Here is an 18,400-nt window from a genome sequence, read left to right as displayed (position 1 = left end):
GCAATTTTTTCGTACATTAGCATAATTGAAATTAATAAATTTTCTATGAGGGTTCAACATGAAAAAGATTTTGACAATTTTGGCAATCTCTTTCAGTGCATTGATGGCAAACAGTGTAACCACTGCTGCACCTCACGAAACAGAAGATAACCATCGGAGTTGGGATCAACCACATCATCAGCAATCGAATAATGGTCGAAATGTTCGTGATGATGACGATGATCGTATGCAAGATAAGCGCCGTGGTCGTGAAGAGCGCGGAGTGAAACGTCTACAACAGCATAAATGGCAAACCGGTTATGTCATGCCACAGCATTATCGGGGGAATGGTTACAAGGTCGATTACAAAAACCATGACTTGCCGAAACCCTCTCGTAACCAGCAGTGGTATAAAATTAATAATGACTATATTTTAGTTGATACTGATAGTAATAATATCCTGCGTATTCAGGGTTTTTAAATTTCATTTAAATTTTCCATACCCAAACTTCGGTTTGGGTTTTTTTATTTTTTAAATCTTGTTTGTTTTAACAGCAAGTCTTTGCCTGCAAACTTTTTAGCATTTTTTAAATCTTCTTTTTTTCTCCATGAATTTCACAAATCAACTATAAAGCTCTCATTTTTTATCTCTACTTTTTGGTTAATTTAGCTTTAACGAAATAAGTGTTCTCTCTGAAATTTAGGTGAAAGATATGAAAAAAATTCTAACAACAATTGCGCTTTCTTTATCTGCATTGATGGCCACTTCAGCAATGGCAGCACCAGACCATCGTTATGACGATCATCAACGCTATAATCATGCACAATCGCATCATGATAACCGTTGGGACAATAACAACCGTTATGACAACAAACAGGTAAATCCAAGCCGTGATTGGCGTAAAGGACAGACGTTACCGCGTCAATACAGTAGCTCACGTTTCCAAATCAGTGACCGTGAAGCACGTCAATTACCGAAATCAAGCCGTAACCAGCAATGGTATAAAGTGAATGGTGACTATGTATTAGTCAATGAACGTACGAATCGCATTATTAGCATTCGAAACTAAGCCATTTAAGTTTAAAAATTTCTCCCTTAAAAACACTTTAACGTCCGTTAAGGTGTTTTTTTTATTTTTCCCTTCCGCTGCGCTTTTTTTTGATTAGAATCAAGCATAGGATTTTATTCTTCACTTGAGATAAGTATGCACGCGAATTCATCGGAAACATCACAAAGCACTAACTTGCAATATGTGCATTGGTTTCGACATTCTGCGCCTTATATCAATGCCCACCGCAATAAAACCTTTGTCATCATGTTTGATGGGGAAGCAGTAGAACATGAAAATTTCCAGCATATTATTCATGACATTGCCCTGCTGCATTCTTTAGGCATTCGTCTGATTCTAGTACATGGTGCCCGTTCACAAATCAATCAGAACCTAAAAGCCAGTGGTATCGAAACACCATTCCATAATCATCGCAGGATTACCACACGTGAATCTTTAAGCTGCGTGATGAATGCCGTCGGCTCGATTCGCCTGCAAATTGAAGCTTTACTTTCGATGGGTTTGGCCAATTCACCGATGTATGGTGCACGTATTGATGTCATTTCAGGTAATTTTGTTACGGCAAAACCCTATGGTATTCGTGATGGTATTGATTTCCAGCTCACTGGTGAACTGCGTACCGTAGATACCGATGCGATTCAGCGCCATCTTAAAAATCATAATATTGTGCTGCTTGGCCCAACCGGTTATTCCAACACCGGTGAAGTGTTTAACCTGGTCGCGGAAGAAGTTGCCACCAATACCGCTATTCTGCTTAAAGCCGACAAGCTGATTTTCCTGGGTAAGCAACAAGGCCTGGTGAATGAGTTTGGGCAATTGCAACGTGAAATTTCACCGCATCAACTCGATCAGCACATTTTGCAATACCAGGATTCCAATCCAGATATAGCTTTGCAGTTACGTGGCGCAAAAAATGCCTCACTGCAAGGCGTGCATCGTGTACATCTGATTTCTTATACCTATGACGGCGCGTTGCTGGAAGAACTGTTTACCCGCGATGGTGCAGGCACGATGATGACCGATTCACATTATGAAGAAGTGCGTACTGCAAATATTGAGGATGTCGGTGGCTTGATGAAGTTACTTCGCCCCCTCGAGGCTGAAGGCATTTTAGTTTATCGCTCACGGGAACGCCTAGAAAGTGAAATTGAGCAGTTTTCTGTAATTGAACGCGATGGCATGATTTTAGCCTGTGCTGCGCTTTATCCGATTCCAACTTCAGCAAATGAAATTAAATCGGCAGAGATTGCATGTGTTGCAGTCGATCCAACTTATCGCAAGTCCAACCGGGGCAGCCAGATTTTGCATTATCTGGAAGATAAAGCCAAAAAAATGGGCATTCAGCAACTGTTTGTATTGACTACACGCACTGCACACTGGTTTGTCGAGCATGGTTTTGAACCCGCTAGTGTGGATGATTTGCCAAATGCGCGTCAGGCACTGTATAACTATCAGCGCAACTCTCTGGTATTCAAAAAGTCACTTTAAGGTGGCTTTTTTTAAATATGCTATATCTTTATTTTTTATATCTTTATCTCTTATTTTGGTGATTCTGGCCGATTTAACTTATGCCATTTTTTCATAAGCTTTTAAACATCCAGTATTTAGAATTAAATTAAATAAATATCAATAATTTAAAACATTACAACAGCATATTTTATTTTTGATATAAATCACTTTTTCTCCTAAGTTTTTCTCTTTTTTATTTATCTTTTTTCCTGATTAAGAATTCCTATTTTTTTATTATTTTCGCAAAAGAAAAGGCTTTAGCGTGTCTGTTCAATATTCCACATTTCATGTTGCGGAGCACACATTCATGAGCGCCATTCAAGCAAAATTCTGGGCGAAATCGCTGGTCCTTTCTTCAGTAGTTGCTGGTGCAATGATGATGTCAGGTTGTGGCAAAAAAGAAGCTGAAACGGTGACTTTAAATATCGGTTTTCAAAAATATGGCTTGTTACCCATTATTAAAGAACGCGGCATTTTAGAAACCGCATTGAAAGACCAAGGCGTAAATGTGAAATGGGTAGAATTTCCCGCCGGGCCTCAACTGCTTGAAGGCTTAAATGTCGGCAGTGTTTCCTTAGGTGAAGCAGGCGAAGCACCGCCTATTTTTGCTCAGGCCGCTAATTCGAATCTGGTTTATATCGCCAACCAACCACAAGCGCCTAAAGCTGAAGCCTTAATTGTGCAAAAAGATTCAGCCATTCAAAACATTCAGGATTTAAAAGGTAAACGTGTTGCCCTGAATAAGGGCTCAAACGTGCATTATTTATTACTGAAATTACTTGAAGCCAACAACCTGCAACTGGATGACATTCAGGTGGTGTATTTACCGCCTGCAGATGCACGTGCTGCCTTTGAAAAAGGTGCAGTCGATGCTTGGGTGATTTGGGATCCATTTTTTGCGGCTGCTGAACAGCAAATTGGTGCACGTATCATTGCGACAGGTGAAAACCTGGTCAGTAATCATCAGTTTTATTTGGCAGACCGTAAATTTGCCGAGCAACATCCGGATGTGCTGAAAGCTGTCGTGAATGAATTAAACACAACTACACAATGGGTTGCTCAACATCAAGATGAAGCAGCCAAACTTCTGGAAAAACCAACAGGACTGTCTATTGGCATCCTTAAATCCTCCATTTCGCGTATGGGTTTTGGTGTACAACCAATTTCTGACGAAGTGGTAAAAAAGCAGCAATACGTTGCCGACGCATTTTATAACCAGAAACTAATTCCAAATAAAATCAATATTCAATCCGCAATTTTAACGAAGTAATGAAAGAACAATAGAGGACTCGACCATGACTCAACATCAGCAAGATAACAAAACAATTACCTGGTTCAAGACATCCAGTCATGGCATGAACGCGATGCTGATTGCTTGTGCGATGTTGGGTTCGAGCGCCACCTGGGCCGTGGAACCTTCTGTAAAACAGCTTCGTGTAGGCTATCAAAAAGCCTCTGTAAATCTGGTGATTGCACAGCAACAAAAGCTGTTTGAACAGGAATTTCCAAACGCAAAAATTTCATGGAATGAATTTCCAGGCGGTCCGCAAATTTTAGAAGCGCTTGCTGTTGGTTCTATTGATATCGGTGCAACAGGCGATACACCACCTGTATACGCACAAGCCGGCAACAAGCCACTACATTATTTTGCTTATGAAACAGCAAAACCTTTGGCTTCTGCCATTTTGGTACCCAGCAATTCCAAAATTACCCAACTCAGTCAGCTAAAGGGTAAGCGTGTTGGGGTTCACCGCGGTTCAAGTGCACATTATTTATTGGTACAAGCAGTTCGTAAAGCCGGTTTGCAATGGACGGATATTCAACCCATCTGGTTAAGCCCTGCCGATGCACGTGCCGCTTTTCAAAAAGGCGCGATTGATGCATGGGCCATCTGGGATCCCTACTACGCTTCTGCTCAAGTGGAAGACAAAGCCAAAGTGCTGACTTCAGGTAAAGGTTTAAGTCCAAATTACACGTTTTATTTGGCTTCAGGCGATTTAGTTAAAAATCATCCTCAGGCCCTAAAAGGCATTATCAAGCAGGTGAACGTTGCAGATAAATGGGTGCAAAGCAACAAGGCTGCGACTGCAACTATCTTTGCTCAAAGTACAGGTCTAAAACCAATAGTCAGTCAGACCTTTATCCAACGTCGTCCTAGTCCGTCTGGTGCTGCTCTGCTCACCAAAAAAGTGATCGCAGATCAGCAAGAACTCGCGAACCGTTTTAGCGAACTCAAGATCATTCCAAAATCTATCCACATTCAGCAAGCCGTTTGGGCAGGCAAATAATCTAAGGATCAAAGCAATGAAAATTTTCTGGTTTATTCCTACGCATGGTGACAGTCGTTATTTAGGCACAAGCAAAGGCGCGCGTCAGGTCGATCATGCTTATATGAAACAGATTGCCGTAGCCGTAGATAATCTGGGTTATGAAGGTGTACTGATTCCAACGGGTCGTTCATGTGAAGATCCCTGGATTACTGCTGCAAGCCTGATTGATGCAACCAAAAATTTAAAATTCCTGGTCGCGTTACGTCCCGGGGTGACAACTCCTGCACTGGCTGCGCGTATGGCTTCAACTTTTGACCGTTTATCGGGTGGTCGTGTATTGCTGAACCTGGTTACCGGCGGTGACGAGCAAGAGCTAAAAGGTGATGGTGTGTATGAAGACCATGCAACACGTTACCAAACAGCGGCGGAATACACCAAAATCTGGCGTGAAATTTTAACCCGCTCACACACTGGCGAATCGTTTACTTTCCACGGCGACCGCTTACAAGTGGATGATGCAAAACTGCTTTATCCCCCTGTACAAAAACCATATCCACCACTTTGGTTTGGCGGTTCTTCTGATGCTGCAATCGAGCTTGCTGCAGAACAGGTTGATACTTACTTAACTTGGGGTGAGCCACCAGCAGCAGTAAAAGAAAAAGTTGAAACCATGCGTGCTAAAGCTGCTGCACGTGGTCGTACTTTAAATTACGGTATTCGCTTGCACGTGATTGTGCGTGAAACCAGTGCACAGGCATGGGCTGCTGCTGAAGAACTGATTCAATATGTTGATGATGTCACCATTCAAGCAGCGCAAAAGAAATTCAAGCAAATGGATTCAGTGGGTCAGCGCCGCATGGCTGAACTGCATAATGGCGATCGTACCAAACTTGAAGTATCTCCGAATCTTTGGGCAGGCGTAGGTCTTGTTCGTGGTGGTGCAGGTACGGCATTGGTCGGCGATCCGCAAACAGTTGCAGACCGCATTCAGGAATATGCCGATTTGGGAATTGATACCTTCATTTTCTCAGGCTATCCGCATCTTGAAGAATCCATTCGTTTTGCTGAACTGGTGTTCCCGTTACTGCCATTAGAAACCCGTCAAAAACTGGCGCAACCCAATCTAACTGGTCCTTTTGGTGAAATCGTGGCAAATAACTATGTGCCAGATGAGGCGAAACAAGAAGTGAAAGCTAAGGAGCCGGCTTAATGAGTAAAAGCATTTCTGCCGAAATCTTGGCAAAAACCAATGTTTCACGTGGAACACAATTTGGGCAGCATTTGCTGCCTTGGTTGTTCCCGATCGCGCTGATCGCGATTTGGCAAATTGCATCCAGCACCGGTCTGTTAGAAAGCCGTATTCTACCTGCACCGAGTGCGGTGGTAGGGGCATTTTGGAATTTATCGATCTCGGGTGAACTTTGGCAACACGTTAAGGTCAGTGCCGGACGTGCCTTACTCGGCTTATTGGTGGGTGGTGGCTTGGGCCTATTGCTGGGCTTGCTGAATGGCTCGTCTAAACTGGCATCGACCCTGCTCGACACCACCTTGCAAATGATCCGTAACATTCCAGCCTTGGCTTTAATTCCTTTGGTAATTCTATGGTTCGGAATTGATGAGTCAGCCAAACTGTTTTTAGTCGCTGTCGGTGTATTCTTCCCAATTTATATCAATACCTATCATGGGATTCGTTCGGTTGATCCGCAACTGATCGAGATGGGTAAGAGCTACGGTTTGACCCGCTGGCAGTTATACAAAGAAATTATTTTACCAGGTGCAATGCCGTCCATTCTTGTCGGTTTACGCTTTGCATTGGGTCTGGTTTGGGTATTGCTCATTGTGGCAGAAACCATTTCCGCACAATCCGGCATTGGCTACATGACCATGAATGCGCGTGAATTCTTACAAACGGATGTGGTGTTAGTGGGTATTTTGCTTTACGCCCTGCTTGGAAAACTGGCCGATGTATTGGCAGTAGGCTTAGAAAGATACTTACTGCGCTGGCATGCTGGATATCAAAAATAAGGAATACATCATGACTGATTTAAGTATAGGGCGACATGTCGCTGAAGATCCGGCTGCACCAGAACGTCCGGCAACTACAGATATCAATCCAACAGCGGTGGTCGGTGCAGAAATTCTAATTGAGCAACTGCATAAATTCTATGGTGAGGTAACGGTTCTAGAAGATTTAGACCTGCATATTCAACCCGGTGAATTTCTTGCGATTGTTGGGCGTAGCGGATGTGGTAAAAGTACCCTGCTTCGTCTGATTGCAGATTTAGAACAACCAAGCTATGGTGAAATCAAGTTTAAATCGGCACGACATATCCGCGAAGGCATTACCAGTGATGACATCCGTGTCATGTTTCAGGACCCGCGACTTTTACCGTGGCGTAGCATTGAACAAAATGTACAGTTAGGCTTAGCCAAAGAGCATCAAGGCAATGCCTCTGCCCTGCTAGAAAAAGTCGGACTGAAAGAGAAAGCCGGATTGTGGCCTTCACAACTTTCAGGCGGTCAGCGTCAGCGTACTGCGCTTGCACGTGCCTTGTCACATAAGCCTCGCATCTTGCTCTTAGATGAACCACTCGGTGCACTGGATGCGCTCACCCGTTTAGACATGCAGAGCCTGATTGAAAAACTCTGGCGCGAGCAGGGCTTTACCGCCATTTTAGTGACCCATGATGTCAGCGAAGCAGTTCAACTGGCCGATCGGATTATTTTGCTTGATAAAGGTCATATTGCTAAACAATTTAAAGTAGATTTGACACGACCGCGTAAAAAAGATTACGCCTTTACCGAGTTAGAACAACAGGTTCTTAATGCGGTATTAGCCACATGATTTTTTACATTTGCAATGAGCACATCCTGAAAATCAGTTTGGGCTCATCTCATAATCATGCTGTCTGAACGCATCTTATTCTTTAATTAATTTAATCATTCATTTATGAGTTGAGTATTAAACGGAAGCATTTCACAAAATGCAAAAATTCAATCTTATTGAATTATCTAATGATCTTTATGGCGCCACTTTCTGCACTCTTTTAAAGCATCTTTTTTATATTGGTCGAAAATTTGGTAATTTAATAAGCTGATCTAAAAAATAAATCATCAATCTTCATAAAATTAAAAATTTTGCCTGTGCACAAATCTGATGATTTGCCGTACAATTTAAAGTTCCACTTTTAATTTTTTTAATGGCCAATGGAACAAAAAAAGAGTACTCAAAAACGACATCAACTGCTAAATGCAGCACTGGATGTATTTTCCCTTTATGGTTTTAATGGGGCAAGCTTAGACGAGATTGCTCAGATTGCTGAAATGCACAAATCTAATATTTTCTATTATTATGAAAATAAGGAAGCCTTGTACGTTGAAGTACTCACCACGGTATTGCAGAAGTGGCTTGCTCCTCTGCAAATGCTAGAAACAGAGCTTGAGCCGGAAGAAGCGATCACCAATTATTTATTGCAAAAGATTGAAGTTTCTCGTACCCAGCCGAAAGCATCGCGACTGTTTGCTTTGGAAGTAATTCAAGGTGCACCACATATCTTGCCAATTTTAAAAGGTCCGTTAAAGAAACTGGTGAAGCGTAAAGCCAAAGTCATTGCCATGTGGCAAGATCAAGGTAAAATTTCCAAAGAAATTGATCCTGAGCTTTTAATTCTGAATATTTGGGCGGTAACCCAAAATTATGCAGATTTTTCCACCCAAATGGAAATGGTGACCGGTAAAACCTTGCGTAATCGTAGTATGCAGCAGCGCATCATCCAACATACTGTGCATATGATGTTATACGGCGTAATTCCTCGCTCATAATTCTTAAATTATCCTAGACGATAGTTTTGGCATACGACCATAGATCACTATGGTCGCCGAATTTCCAACCCTGCTCTGCTTATTTGATCGTTTGATATAATTTTAATAGCTTTTGTGCACCCAATAATAAATTTTCTTCCCAATCTAAATGCGCGGTGTCATTGGCACCATCGGTAATATATTTCACTGAAATTAATCGTACATCCAGCTTCTTGCAGACTTTCGCAAGTGCATAGCCTTCCATATCCACCAAATCACAATCTACTTTTGGCTTACCTGTTTCAAAGCTGTCACCCGTTCCACAAATACCTTTTTCCAGGTGCTGAAAATAAGGCTCTAAATGAATTTCCGCTGGATGATCCTTATCCATAGGTGTGACGCCTACTGTAAAACCCAGCGGCGATACATCCATATCCCGTTGTACAAAAGTTATTACTTCAACCAAGGCATGCGCATCAAATTGGGAACTTCCCGCTGAGCCCAAGTTAAGTAAGGTTTTACAGCCAGTTTTTTGAATCACGTCAAAGGCTTTAAATGCGGCATTCACCTTACCAATACCACTGTAATGCACCTGAATCTCCGCTTGTTCAAACAAACCTTTCGATTCATTGGGAAGTGCCATGATTAAAGCCAAATCCGACATCGCAGTACCTTATTTATTTGCCAACTCAAAACAGCATCTATTAGAAAAGAATTAGAGTAAGAGTGCAAATTTAAAAATCTGCCCTGAATCAATCTGTATTTTGACCTTTATCCATCGCGCTATTTTTAGGTAGATATCTGATAATTTTTTTGGATGAAAACACAACAACAAGACGAACGCTCAAGATTATGGCAATATATAGCCCTGATAATTTTTCACTTATTGATTCGCCCATGAAGCTGCTCCGCCTGAATGCTTTAGCGCCAAATTTTCAATTGCCAAAAACTGCCGCTACGATTGGTAATTTTGATGGTGTACATTTGGGTCATCAGGCAATGATTGCACAATTAAAACAACTTGCCACAGCACAAAATTTAAAAACTTTGGTGATGATATTTGAGCCGCAACCGCTTGAATTTTTTAAAGGTTATGAAGCACCCCCACGTATTTCATCATTACGTGAAAAAGTCGAATACTTAACCGAACTGGGGGTCGACTATATCGCCATTGCGAAATTTGATAACCATTTCCGTAGTTTAAATGCTGAAAGCTTTGCCAATATTCTCAAAAACAAACTTAATGCGGAACATCTAGTTCTGGGTGACGATTTCCATTTCGGTAAAAACCGTCAAGGCAATAGTGAATTTTTGCGCGGCTACGGTTTTCAAGTTACCAATTTAGATACGATTGCATTGGATGGACACCGCGTCAGCTCGACCCGGATTCGTCATACCTTGCAAGCGGGTGATTTAGCTTTGGCTGCCAAATTATTGGGGCGTCCATATAGCATCACCGGCCGGGTACAATATGGTGATCAAATTGGGCGTACCATTAATTTTCCCACCATTAATATCCGTCTCAACCGTCATAAACCCTGTCTAAACGGGATTTACGGCGTTGACGTATTATGTGAAACCGGATCTTTGAAAGACAAAGTGAAAGCTGATAATCCTGAAAAACTCGGGATTGCAGGCTATGAACCGACCGCCCTGTTTGGTGCAGGACATGTTGGGACTCGACCAGCCATCAAACAGCAACATCCTGAATGGCGATTAGAAGTACATTTTCCTGATGTTTCTGCTAATCTGTATGGCCTGTTAATGCGGGTGACGTTCTTGAACTATTTACATGGTGAAAAGGACTACCCTTCGCTTGAAGCATTGAAAGCGGGAATTGATGATGATGTTGAGAAACTGCTTCAGTTTCGACAAAACACCTTCACCCCCCCCTTTTAAATCCCACATTTTTTATTGTAAAACGCGTCAGCCTAAGACTGATTAAATTGGAAGACAACTTGCATGAGCGATAAGCAAACTCCTGAAAATGCAGTGGATTATAAAGCCACGCTAAACCTCCCAGGTACTGAATTTGCAATGAAAGCAAATCTCGCAGTACGTGAAGTAAAATGGTTAGAAGAGTGGTATGCCGACAACATTTATCAGCAGATTCGTGCGTCGCGTATTGGCAAGAAAAAATATGTGCTTCACGATGGCCCTCCCTACGCCAATGGTCAAATCCACTTGGGCCATGCGGTAAACAAAGTACTCAAAGATATCATTATCAAAAGCCGCGTGATGGATGGTTTTGATGCGCCTTATGTACCGGGCTGGGATTGTCACGGTTTGCCGATTGAACTGAAAGTTGAAGAAAAAGTCGGCAAAGTCGGCGTTAAAGTCGATGCTGCTACATTCCGTAAACATTGTCGCGAATATGCCTATACTCAAGTTGAATTACAGAAAAAAGACTTTGTGCGTATGGGCGTGTTTGGGGATTGGGATAATCCTTACCTGACTATGAACTTTGCGCAAGAAGCCAATATCGTGCGTTCGCTAGGTGAAATTCAGAAACAAGGCCATATCCAACCGGGTCTTAAACCAGTCAACTGGTGTTTGGACTGCGGTTCTGCATTGGCTGAAGCTGAAGTTGAATATGAAGATAAAAAATCGGATGCTATTGATGTCGGTTTTACTGTTGTTGATTTAGCAGATTTATCAGCGCGTTTAGGGGTTGAAGTAAAAGACTCAACCGATATCGTGATCTGGACCACGACGCCTTGGACTCTGCCTGCCAATCAGGCTGTTGCCCTGCATGCGGACATCGAGTATCAACTGGTAAAGGCGACTGCTGAAAATAAACTTGCCCAGAATCTCATTTTGGCAAAAGACCTGATTCAGTCAGCGGCTGAACGTTATGGTTTTGAAACATTTACAGTGCTGGCAGACTTTAGTGGCGCGAAACTTGAAAACCTGCAATTACAGCATCCTTTAATCAGTGACCGTCAAGTTCCGGTCATTTTAGGCGAGCACGTGATTGCGACCAGCGGCACAGGGGCAGTACATACCGCACCGGGTCATGGTGTAGACGATTATAAAGTGGGTTTGTTATACAATTTAAAAGTAGATAATCCGGTCGGTGGAAATGGGGTGTATTTACCGACTGCACCTATTTTTGCAGGCGAGCACATCTACAAAGCCAATCCGAAAATTATTACAGCCTTAACTGAAAGCAAAAAACTTTGGGCACATGTGGTGATCAAGCATAGCTACCCACATTGCTGGCGTCATAAGACTCCAATTATTTTCCGTGCGACCCCGCAGTGGTTTATCAGCATGGATGAAAAAGGTTTACGCCAAGGTGCTTTAAACGCGATTGAAAATGACATCAGTTTTGTCCCAGATTGGGGTAAAAACCGGATCGAATCGATGATTGAAGGTCGTCCGGACTGGTGTATCTCGCGTCAACGTACTTGGGGGGTGCCAATCCCGTTCTTCGTGCATAAAGACACCAACGAATTACATCCACGTACCCCAGAACTGATCGAAGAAGTTGCAAAACTGATTGAACAGGAAGGTATTGATGGATGGTATAACCGTGAAGCGAAAGACTTTATCGGTGCCGATGCTGAACACTACAATGCAGTACGCGACACCTTAGACGTATGGTTTGACTCGGGTACAACCCATTATGCGGTACTGCGTCAACGTGAAGAATTGACTGATCCGGCTGATTTATACCTTGAAGGTTCAGATCAGCATCGTGGCTGGTTCCAGTCTTCACTTTTAACCTCTATCGCGATTAACAACCGTGCACCTTATAAAGGCTTGTTGACTCACGGCTTCGTGGTCGATGAAAAAGGCCGTAAGATGTCGAAATCCATCGGTAATGTGATCACACCGCAAGACATCATTAAAGACATGGGTGCAGATGGTTTACGTTTCTGGATTGCGTCTTCAGACTACCGTTATGAAATGACTGCGGGTAAAGAAATCTTTAGCCGTGCATCTGATGGTTACCGTCGTATCCGTAACACGCTGCGTTTCTTGCTGGCGAATCTGAATGGCTTTCAACCGGCTACAGATGCATTACCCGTCGATCAGTTGATCGCGCTAGATCAATACATTCTACAACGTGCAGCAGATGTACAAAAAACCATTCAGCAAGCTTATGAAGATATGAACTTCCATATCGTGGCAAGTTCGTTGACCAATTTCTGTATTAATGACTTGGGTGGTTTCTACCTCGACATTATTAAAGACCGTCAGTACACCACCAAAGCAGACTCACAAGCACGTCATTCTGCACAAACTGCTTTGTATCATTTGGTACAAGCTTTTGTACGCTGGATGGCACCGATCTTGACCTTTACTGCACAAGAAGCCTGGCCTTTAATTCCTGGGCAAACTGAGAAATACGTGTTCACCACAGAATGGTATGACATTCCAGTTGCCTCGAAAGCTAACCTGGTTTCAGAAGCGGATTGGCAAACTTTAATTAGCGTTAAATCTGCGGTGAACAAGCAAATTGAAGCTGCACGTAATGCCAAACTGATTGGTTCAAACTTGTCTGCCAAAGTTGAACTTTGGGCAAATACTGAATTGAAAGCAGTGCTTGATCAGTTAAATGATGAACTCCGTTTTGTTCTCATCACATCGACTGTCATTGTCAATGCATTTGATGAAGCACAAGGTGAAGCCACAGATCTTGAAGGCTTGCGCGTAAAAGTATCGGCTGCCGAGGGTGAAAAGTGCGCGCGCTGCTGGCACGTACTGCCGGATGTAAATACACATCATGAACATCCAGGTCTTTGTTCTCGTTGTATTATTAATCTTCCTACAGGTCAAGGCGAAGAGAGAAAATATGCCTAATCCGCAAACTAAAAAGGGTTTGTTCCAGTTCTACCCACATAATCTAGTGTGGGTAGGTTTATCCATTGTCGCGATTATTCTCGACCAATGGACCAAATGGATTGCAACGACACATCTGAATTATGCAGATCCTGTGCCAGTACTGCCCTTTTTAAATTGGACATTGCTACATAACTATGGCGCAGCCTTTAGTTTCCTGTCCGATGCCGGTGGATGGCAACGTTATTTCTTTACTTCACTGGCAGGTTTAGTGTCTGTAATTTTTGTATTTTGGCTGATGCGTATGCCAAAAAAAATGGTGATTTTACCCATGGCGATTGCACTGATTTTAGGTGGTGCAGTCGGTAACTTAATTGACCGCGTGTCTTTGGGTTATGTGGTCGATTTCATTCACGTTTACTACAACAACAGCCACTTCCCTGCTTTTAATCTTGCAGATAGTGCCATTACCCTAGGCACAATTTTGCTACTGATCGATACTTTTTTCTTAGAAAAGCAACGTATTCAACGTGCGGAAGCGCAACACAATGACTGAAATTATTAATCCCAACGAAGAAACCCGTATTAATGAAGGTTCGAAGGTAGAGCTGCATTTTTCGGTCGCCATTGAAAATGGTGTGGAAATTGATAATACCCGTAGCCGTGAAGAACCTGTCAGCCTGGTGATGGGCGATGGCAGTTTGTTACCCGGTTTTGAAAAAGCACTTTTTGGTTTACGTGCTGGTGACCGTCGTACCGTGAGTCTTCCTCCTGAAGAGGCCTTCGGTCCTTGGAATCCTGAAAACGTACAAAAATTTGATACGGTTAAATTCGAACAAACACCGATTGTCGGTCATATGATTGAATTTGAAGATAAGGCTAAACAAAGCTTATTTGGTGTAGTGAAATCAGTCGGTGAAGATATTACTGAAATTGATTTTAATCACCCGCTTGCAGGCAAAGACATTACCTTTGAGGTAGAAATCTTTAAAGTGACTCCTGCCGGCCAGCAAGGTATTAAACTCATGTAAAAAATCATAAAACTCATGATTTTTAAAAGCTCCTTCGGGAGCTTTTTTAGTTTCTGGAGATACAAATCCCTAATACTCCACCTTTCATATTCATATTAATTTAGATTCTAACTTTATAAAAAAACCAAGTTCAATATGAAAATTCAAATTATTGTCGGTAGTGTCCGTGAAGGTCGTATTGCAATTAAAGTCGCGCGCTGGGTACAACGAAGCATTGAAAGAGCAAATTTCAGTACCGTTCAGGCTGAATTACTCGATTTAAAAGAATGGAATCTGCCTATTTTTTCAGGAGCACACCCACCAATTACAGGTATCTATGATCAGCCCCAACAACAAGAATGGGGGGAAAAAATTGCTTCGGGAGATGCCTTTATTTTGATTAGTCCTGAATATAACCATGGTTACAGCCCAGCACTGAAAAATGCTCTGGATTACTTAGGCAAAGAATGGAAAGGCAAACCTGCTGCTTATATTGGCTATGGTGCAACCAATGGCTCGCGCTCGATTGATCAAATCCGTCAGATCGGAACCCAGCTCGGTTTAGTCGACAGCAATGCAGTGATTGAAATTCGTGATATCTTCTCACGCAATAAAACCGAGGAATTTGAACCGAATGAATTTGATAACAAAACACTAAAATTGGTGCTGGATAAACTCATTCGATACGTAAGTACCTGATAATGGAATTACCTTGTACGTTTTAGCTTACAACAGTTGCCGAATATCTCCACTTTTCACACATTACTTTTCACACTATATTTAACTTATAGCCAGACAGGAAGTCTGCAGAACTTAAAACTAAAATGATAAGTGATGATTACAGCAGGATGCTGACAGGTACGACAGGAGTTATACCTTTTAAAGTGAATATAAAAAAGCCTCGACAGGATGTCGGGGCTTTTTTTTCAAAATCATTTAATTGTTATAATCATTTAGTATCGCGATTTAAACTGAACCCGCCACTTGTCGAAAAGCTCAATTAAACGACCAAAATTTACATCATGCTGAAATATCAAACTTTATAATCACATTCAGCAAAAACAATTATGCATAACATCTTTATGAACAATTAGAATAGAGTGAAAGATTATTTTAAGCATCATAAGTAAAACAATAAAAATACTTGAGAGAGAAATTATGCAATTAGAACATCATTTTCTGAATGATTACGCCAAAGTATTCATGGCTCATCCCGACAACAATACATGTCATGATTTAGCCCAATATATTGAGAACAATCTTGAGCAGCTGATGCAACAAATTCATCAGCATGGTATCTTGATTTTTCGGGGATTTAACATCCAGCAAACCGATGAATTTCATCAACTGATTGAACAAAAATTCAAGTTACAACCGTGGAATTCCTTCAATCCCAATATGCCCGGTTGGGTTGCATCGTGGATGCGTAAATACAGTGAAAGTATTTTAGGCGCGGGCGATTATCGGCGCTATATTGACCGTAATACCGTGCAACTGGGGCCAGTAGAAAACTCGGTACAAGGTCCACATGTGGAAGGGGGTGTCCGTTCTGAACGCTCGCGCTATATCGCTTTATATTGTCAGGAACCCTCAACGTATTTGGCTGAAACTGGCTTTAACAACCTTGAGAAAATTTGGGAAAATTTTCCTGAATCGGTTAAACAAAAATATCAAGGCACGTGGAATCATTTTTCTTATGTCTCATCGCGTAAGATTAATTTTATCGATCGGATCTTACTGAAAAAAAGTCCTTTTAACGTCACTATATTGCCGGACAAGAAAGCCAAACTAACCTTGCAACGCGCTCCTCTGGTAATTAAGCATCCTGTGACCCAAAAGTTTGCTCTCCAGCCTTGGGCTTTTGCCAACAATACCAATCCGTTTGCTTATCAGGCTGCACAAAATTGTTTTGAAAATCGAGGAGATATCCAAATCGATTCGACTGCTAATGGGATGCAGCTGACGTGGGAGATTTTCAATCAACAAGGCCAAAAAGTTGAATGGACGGATCAGGAAAAGCAGGCCTTTTTTGATGCTATGTATCGCGATGCTCTGTTACTCCAATGGCAGAAAGGTGATGTGGCAATTGTCGATAATATTAAAATTGCCCATTGGCGCATGAATGGTGAGCAGGGCAAACGTAAACTTATTCAAATTCAGGCCAATGTCTTTAACGCAGATGATCATTATGCAGCGTAATGCAACCTGGTGGTTTATCCCGATAATTTACCCAGATATCTTAAAAGCCTAACATTAATTTCAATGCAGGCTTTTAAATTAAGGGATAAGATTATTTTGCAGTCATTTTGATTAATCTGGCATTTTTACCATCTTCAAGTATCCAAATTGAACTGTCTTCAGCTTCCAGCAAGTCACGAATACGATGCTTCATATCTAGGCGCTGTACTTCTTTTACTGGCTTCATTCCGGTATCAACCACCATAATGGCTTCAGACGATAAGCCACCGATCAACGCTTTATTTTTCCATGCAGGAAATTGGTCGCCTTGATAAAATATCAAGCTTGATGGAGAAATCACCGGAGTCCAGCTGATTTCAGGCGCCTTAAATTCAGGTCGGGTATTATGGTCAGGGATATCTTTTCCATCATAATGATCCCCATTAGAAACAATAGGATACCCGTAATTTTCACCTTTTATAATTCGATTAAGCTCATCGCCACCTTTAGGGCCCATTTCAGCCACCCAAAGCTGACCTTTGGGATCAAATGCAATCCCTAGAGGGTTGCGATGGCCCAAAGTCCAGACCTGTTTGGCAATCTCGCCTCGGGTCATAAAAGGATTACCTGACGCAGATGTACCATCATCATTTAAACGTAGGATTTTGCCTAAATTCGATTGCATATCTTGAGCAGGATCAAATTTCTGCCGTTCACCGGAACTGATCCAGAGCTTATCATCCGGACCAAACAACAGCCGATGTGCATAATGCCCCTGACCTTGAACTTTAGGCACTTGTTGCCAAATGGTTTTTAAATTTTTAAGTTGCGGCTGTTGAGCGTTAGATAAATCTAATTCCCCTCGTGCAACCACGGCACCATAGCCACCCTGTCCCGCTGCTGCATAGCTGATATAGACTTGCCGATTCTGTTCAAATTGAGGATGCAATACAATATCGCCCAAACCGCCTTGTCCACCATAAGCCACTTTAGGCAGGCCTTTGACTTCAACTTTTTGCTTGGTTTTGGGGTCAAATAATTGTAATTTACCTTTTCGCTCAGTAATCAGTAAACGACCATCTTTTAAAGAGGTAATAGCCCAAGGCTCATTAAACTCAGCTATCTGTTCAGTCTTATATTTTTGCAAGTTTGAAGAGCTTGAATTCGATTTGGCAGCGGATGTAGAGGTCTCTTGATTAGTTTTAGAGGAAGAATTCTCCGCATGACAGGCATTAAATGCTAAAGCACAACAACTGATTAAAATTTTTATTTTAAATTGCGACAATATTATCTTCTCCATATTGATTTATTGTTCAAATTAACATCAAAATACAGAATTTCTAGTATAAACTTAGCCTTAAAAAGTAAACAGATATATTTTAAAAGCGATAAAAAGAGTGAATTTTAAGTTCTGGTTGAAATTCCAGGCATAAAAAACCCCCTCTGCCGTGTGGCGGAGGGGGTTTTGGAATTAATGAGCTGGCGATGACTTACTCTCACATGGGTACCCCCACACTACCATCAGCGCAAAGAGGTTTCACTTCTGAGTCCGGGAAGGGATCAGGTGGTTCACTCTTGCTATTGTCGCCAGCACAACTGTTTATGGATACTTGCTTGGGTCTTATTGAGCATCTTATCTTGCGAAACGATGTTTCTCATGCCGTTGCTTTTTCCAAATCTGAACAGATTGGGCTGTTTGAGTTGAGTATTGTCTAGCGTTTAGTTAACTAAATCAAGTTTTTTGTAGCGATTCAATCGAACCATACAACTGTTTGGGTGTTGTATAGTCAAGCCT

At 41.9% G+C, this 18,400-nt stretch carries 17 protein-coding genes and 1 rRNA gene; 15 read left to right on the top strand and 3 right to left on the bottom strand.

From position 1 onward, the window contains the following. The first annotated feature begins 58 nt into the window (after positions 1-58). The 9 genes from ACKI4H_RS07875 to ACKI4H_RS07835 all read left to right on the top strand — a co-directional run bounded on the left by ACKI4H_RS07875 (position 59) and on the right by ACKI4H_RS07835 (position 8,650). Positions 59-460, top strand: coding sequence for an RcnB family protein (locus tag ACKI4H_RS07875; protein WP_407304921.1), 402 nt, complete (start codon positions 59-61; stop codon positions 458-460). A gap of 232 nt (positions 461-692) precedes the next feature. Continuing rightward, positions 693-1,049: an RcnB family protein gene (locus ACKI4H_RS07870; protein WP_407304920.1), complete on the top strand. Its 357-nt coding sequence runs from the start codon at positions 693-695 to the stop codon at positions 1,047-1,049. A gap of 135 nt (positions 1,050-1,184) precedes the next feature. Further along, positions 1,185-2,537 (top strand): amino-acid N-acetyltransferase, encoded by a 1,353-nt coding sequence (argA, locus tag ACKI4H_RS07865; protein ID WP_407304918.1) that lies wholly within the window; start codon positions 1,185-1,187, stop codon positions 2,535-2,537. 328 nt (positions 2,538-2,865) lie between these two features. Beyond that, on the top strand, positions 2,866-3,828 hold the full coding sequence (locus ACKI4H_RS07860) for a sulfonate ABC transporter substrate-binding protein (protein ID WP_407304917.1): 963 nt from the start codon (positions 2,866-2,868) through the stop codon (positions 3,826-3,828). An 85-nt stretch (positions 3,829-3,913) separates the two neighbouring features. After that, positions 3,914-4,846 (top strand): sulfonate ABC transporter substrate-binding protein, encoded by a 933-nt coding sequence (locus ACKI4H_RS07855; protein ID WP_407305054.1) that lies wholly within the window; start codon positions 3,914-3,916, stop codon positions 4,844-4,846. 16 nt (positions 4,847-4,862) lie between these two features. Continuing rightward, on the top strand, positions 4,863-6,038 hold the full coding sequence (gene ssuD / locus ACKI4H_RS07850) for an FMNH2-dependent alkanesulfonate monooxygenase (RefSeq protein WP_407304916.1): 1,176 nt from the start codon (positions 4,863-4,865) through the stop codon (positions 6,036-6,038). After that, positions 6,038-6,853, top strand: coding sequence for an aliphatic sulfonate ABC transporter permease SsuC (ssuC, locus tag ACKI4H_RS07845; protein ID WP_407304915.1), 816 nt, complete (start codon positions 6,038-6,040; stop codon positions 6,851-6,853). The genes ssuD and ssuC overlap by 1 nt, the downstream gene beginning before the upstream one ends. A gap of 10 nt (positions 6,854-6,863) precedes the next feature. Further along, entirely contained in the window at positions 6,864-7,673 is an 810-nt protein-coding gene (locus ACKI4H_RS07840) for an ABC transporter ATP-binding protein (protein ID WP_407304914.1), read from the top strand. A 362-nt stretch (positions 7,674-8,035) separates the two neighbouring features. Then, positions 8,036-8,650, top strand: a complete 615-nt coding sequence (locus tag ACKI4H_RS07835; RefSeq protein ID WP_407304913.1) for a TetR/AcrR family transcriptional regulator — start codon at positions 8,036-8,038, stop codon at positions 8,648-8,650. 79 nt (positions 8,651-8,729) lie between these two features. Here the strand turns inward: ACKI4H_RS07835 and ACKI4H_RS07830 are convergent, their stop codons facing one another. Then, on the bottom strand, positions 8,730-9,293 hold the full coding sequence (locus ACKI4H_RS07830; protein WP_407304911.1) for a 5'-nucleosidase: 564 nt from the start codon (positions 9,291-9,293) through the stop codon (positions 8,730-8,732). 233 nt (positions 9,294-9,526) lie between these two features. Between ACKI4H_RS07830 and ribF the strand changes: the two genes are divergently transcribed. The 6 genes from ribF (at position 9,527) to ACKI4H_RS07800 (ending at position 16,626) form a co-directional block, all read left to right on the top strand. Further along, positions 9,527-10,528: a riboflavin biosynthesis protein RibF gene (gene ribF, locus ACKI4H_RS07825; protein WP_407304910.1), complete on the top strand. Its 1,002-nt coding sequence runs from the start codon at positions 9,527-9,529 to the stop codon at positions 10,526-10,528. A gap of 63 nt (positions 10,529-10,591) precedes the next feature. Then, positions 10,592-13,438 (top strand): isoleucine--tRNA ligase, encoded by a 2,847-nt coding sequence (gene ileS, locus ACKI4H_RS07820; RefSeq protein ID WP_407304909.1) that lies wholly within the window; start codon positions 10,592-10,594, stop codon positions 13,436-13,438. Then, positions 13,431-13,973 carry a signal peptidase II gene (lspA, locus tag ACKI4H_RS07815; protein ID WP_407304908.1) on the top strand — a complete coding sequence of 181 codons (543 nt, stop codon included), beginning with the start codon at positions 13,431-13,433 and terminating at the stop codon, positions 13,971-13,973. Before ileS ends, lspA begins: the two co-directional genes overlap by 8 nt. Further along, positions 13,966-14,448 carry a peptidylprolyl isomerase gene (locus ACKI4H_RS07810; protein ID WP_407304906.1) on the top strand — a complete coding sequence of 161 codons (483 nt, stop codon included), beginning with the start codon at positions 13,966-13,968 and terminating at the stop codon, positions 14,446-14,448. The genes lspA and ACKI4H_RS07810 overlap by 8 nt, the downstream gene beginning before the upstream one ends. Before the next feature lie 135 nt (positions 14,449-14,583). Next, positions 14,584-15,126, top strand: a complete 543-nt coding sequence (locus tag ACKI4H_RS07805) for an NADPH-dependent FMN reductase (protein WP_407304905.1) — start codon at positions 14,584-14,586, stop codon at positions 15,124-15,126. A gap of 459 nt (positions 15,127-15,585) precedes the next feature. Continuing rightward, a complete protein-coding gene (locus tag ACKI4H_RS07800) occupies positions 15,586-16,626 on the top strand; it encodes a TauD/TfdA dioxygenase family protein (protein WP_407304903.1) in 1,041 nt (346 codons plus the stop codon). A 91-nt stretch (positions 16,627-16,717) separates the two neighbouring features. Here ACKI4H_RS07800 and ACKI4H_RS07795 read toward each other — a convergent pair whose 3' ends face one another. Beyond that, complete coding sequence (locus ACKI4H_RS07795) at positions 16,718-17,893, bottom strand: PQQ-dependent sugar dehydrogenase (RefSeq protein ID WP_407305053.1); 1,176 nt, start codon at positions 17,891-17,893, stop codon at positions 16,718-16,720. 189 nt (positions 17,894-18,082) lie between these two features. Then, positions 18,083-18,197, bottom strand: a 5S ribosomal RNA gene (rrf, locus tag ACKI4H_RS07790). Positions 18,198-18,400: the final 203 nt, after the last annotated feature.

The sequence above is a fragment of the Acinetobacter sp. genome (assembly GCF_045628685.1).
Taxonomy (GTDB): domain Bacteria; phylum Pseudomonadota; class Gammaproteobacteria; order Pseudomonadales; family Moraxellaceae; genus Acinetobacter.
This window is presented reverse-complemented; position numbering and strand designations above follow the sequence as displayed.

What these genes read in the sequence shown, in the direction of transcription:
- ACKI4H_RS07875 (WP_407304921.1), top strand. Translation starts at nt 59, where the DNA reads ATGAAAAAGATTTTGACAATTTTGGCAATCTCTTTCAGTGCATTGATG.
- ACKI4H_RS07870 (WP_407304920.1), top strand. Translation starts at nt 693, where the DNA reads ATGAAAAAAATTCTAACAACAATTGCGCTTTCTTTATCTGCATTGATG.
- argA (WP_407304918.1), top strand. Translation starts at nt 1,185, where the DNA reads ATGCACGCGAATTCATCGGAAACATCACAAAGCACTAACTTGCAATAT.
- ACKI4H_RS07860 (WP_407304917.1), top strand. Translation starts at nt 2,866, where the DNA reads ATGAGCGCCATTCAAGCAAAATTCTGGGCGAAATCGCTGGTCCTTTCT.
- ACKI4H_RS07855 (WP_407305054.1), top strand. Translation starts at nt 3,914, where the DNA reads ATGAACGCGATGCTGATTGCTTGTGCGATGTTGGGTTCGAGCGCCACC.
- ssuD (WP_407304916.1), top strand. Translation starts at nt 4,863, where the DNA reads ATGAAAATTTTCTGGTTTATTCCTACGCATGGTGACAGTCGTTATTTA.
- ssuC (WP_407304915.1), top strand. Translation starts at nt 6,038, where the DNA reads ATGAGTAAAAGCATTTCTGCCGAAATCTTGGCAAAAACCAATGTTTCA.
- ACKI4H_RS07840 (WP_407304914.1), top strand. Translation starts at nt 6,864, where the DNA reads ATGACTGATTTAAGTATAGGGCGACATGTCGCTGAAGATCCGGCTGCA.
- ACKI4H_RS07835 (WP_407304913.1), top strand. Translation starts at nt 8,036, where the DNA reads ATGGAACAAAAAAAGAGTACTCAAAAACGACATCAACTGCTAAATGCA.
- ACKI4H_RS07830 (WP_407304911.1), bottom strand. Translation starts at nt 9,293, where the DNA reads ATGTCGGATTTGGCTTTAATCATGGCACTTCCCAATGAATCGAAAGGT.
- ribF (WP_407304910.1), top strand. Translation starts at nt 9,527, where the DNA reads ATGAAGCTGCTCCGCCTGAATGCTTTAGCGCCAAATTTTCAATTGCCA.
- ileS (WP_407304909.1), top strand. Translation starts at nt 10,592, where the DNA reads ATGAGCGATAAGCAAACTCCTGAAAATGCAGTGGATTATAAAGCCACG.
- lspA (WP_407304908.1), top strand. Translation starts at nt 13,431, where the DNA reads ATGCCTAATCCGCAAACTAAAAAGGGTTTGTTCCAGTTCTACCCACAT.
- ACKI4H_RS07810 (WP_407304906.1), top strand. Translation starts at nt 13,966, where the DNA reads ATGACTGAAATTATTAATCCCAACGAAGAAACCCGTATTAATGAAGGT.
- ACKI4H_RS07805 (WP_407304905.1), top strand. Translation starts at nt 14,584, where the DNA reads ATGAAAATTCAAATTATTGTCGGTAGTGTCCGTGAAGGTCGTATTGCA.
- ACKI4H_RS07800 (WP_407304903.1), top strand. Translation starts at nt 15,586, where the DNA reads ATGCAATTAGAACATCATTTTCTGAATGATTACGCCAAAGTATTCATG.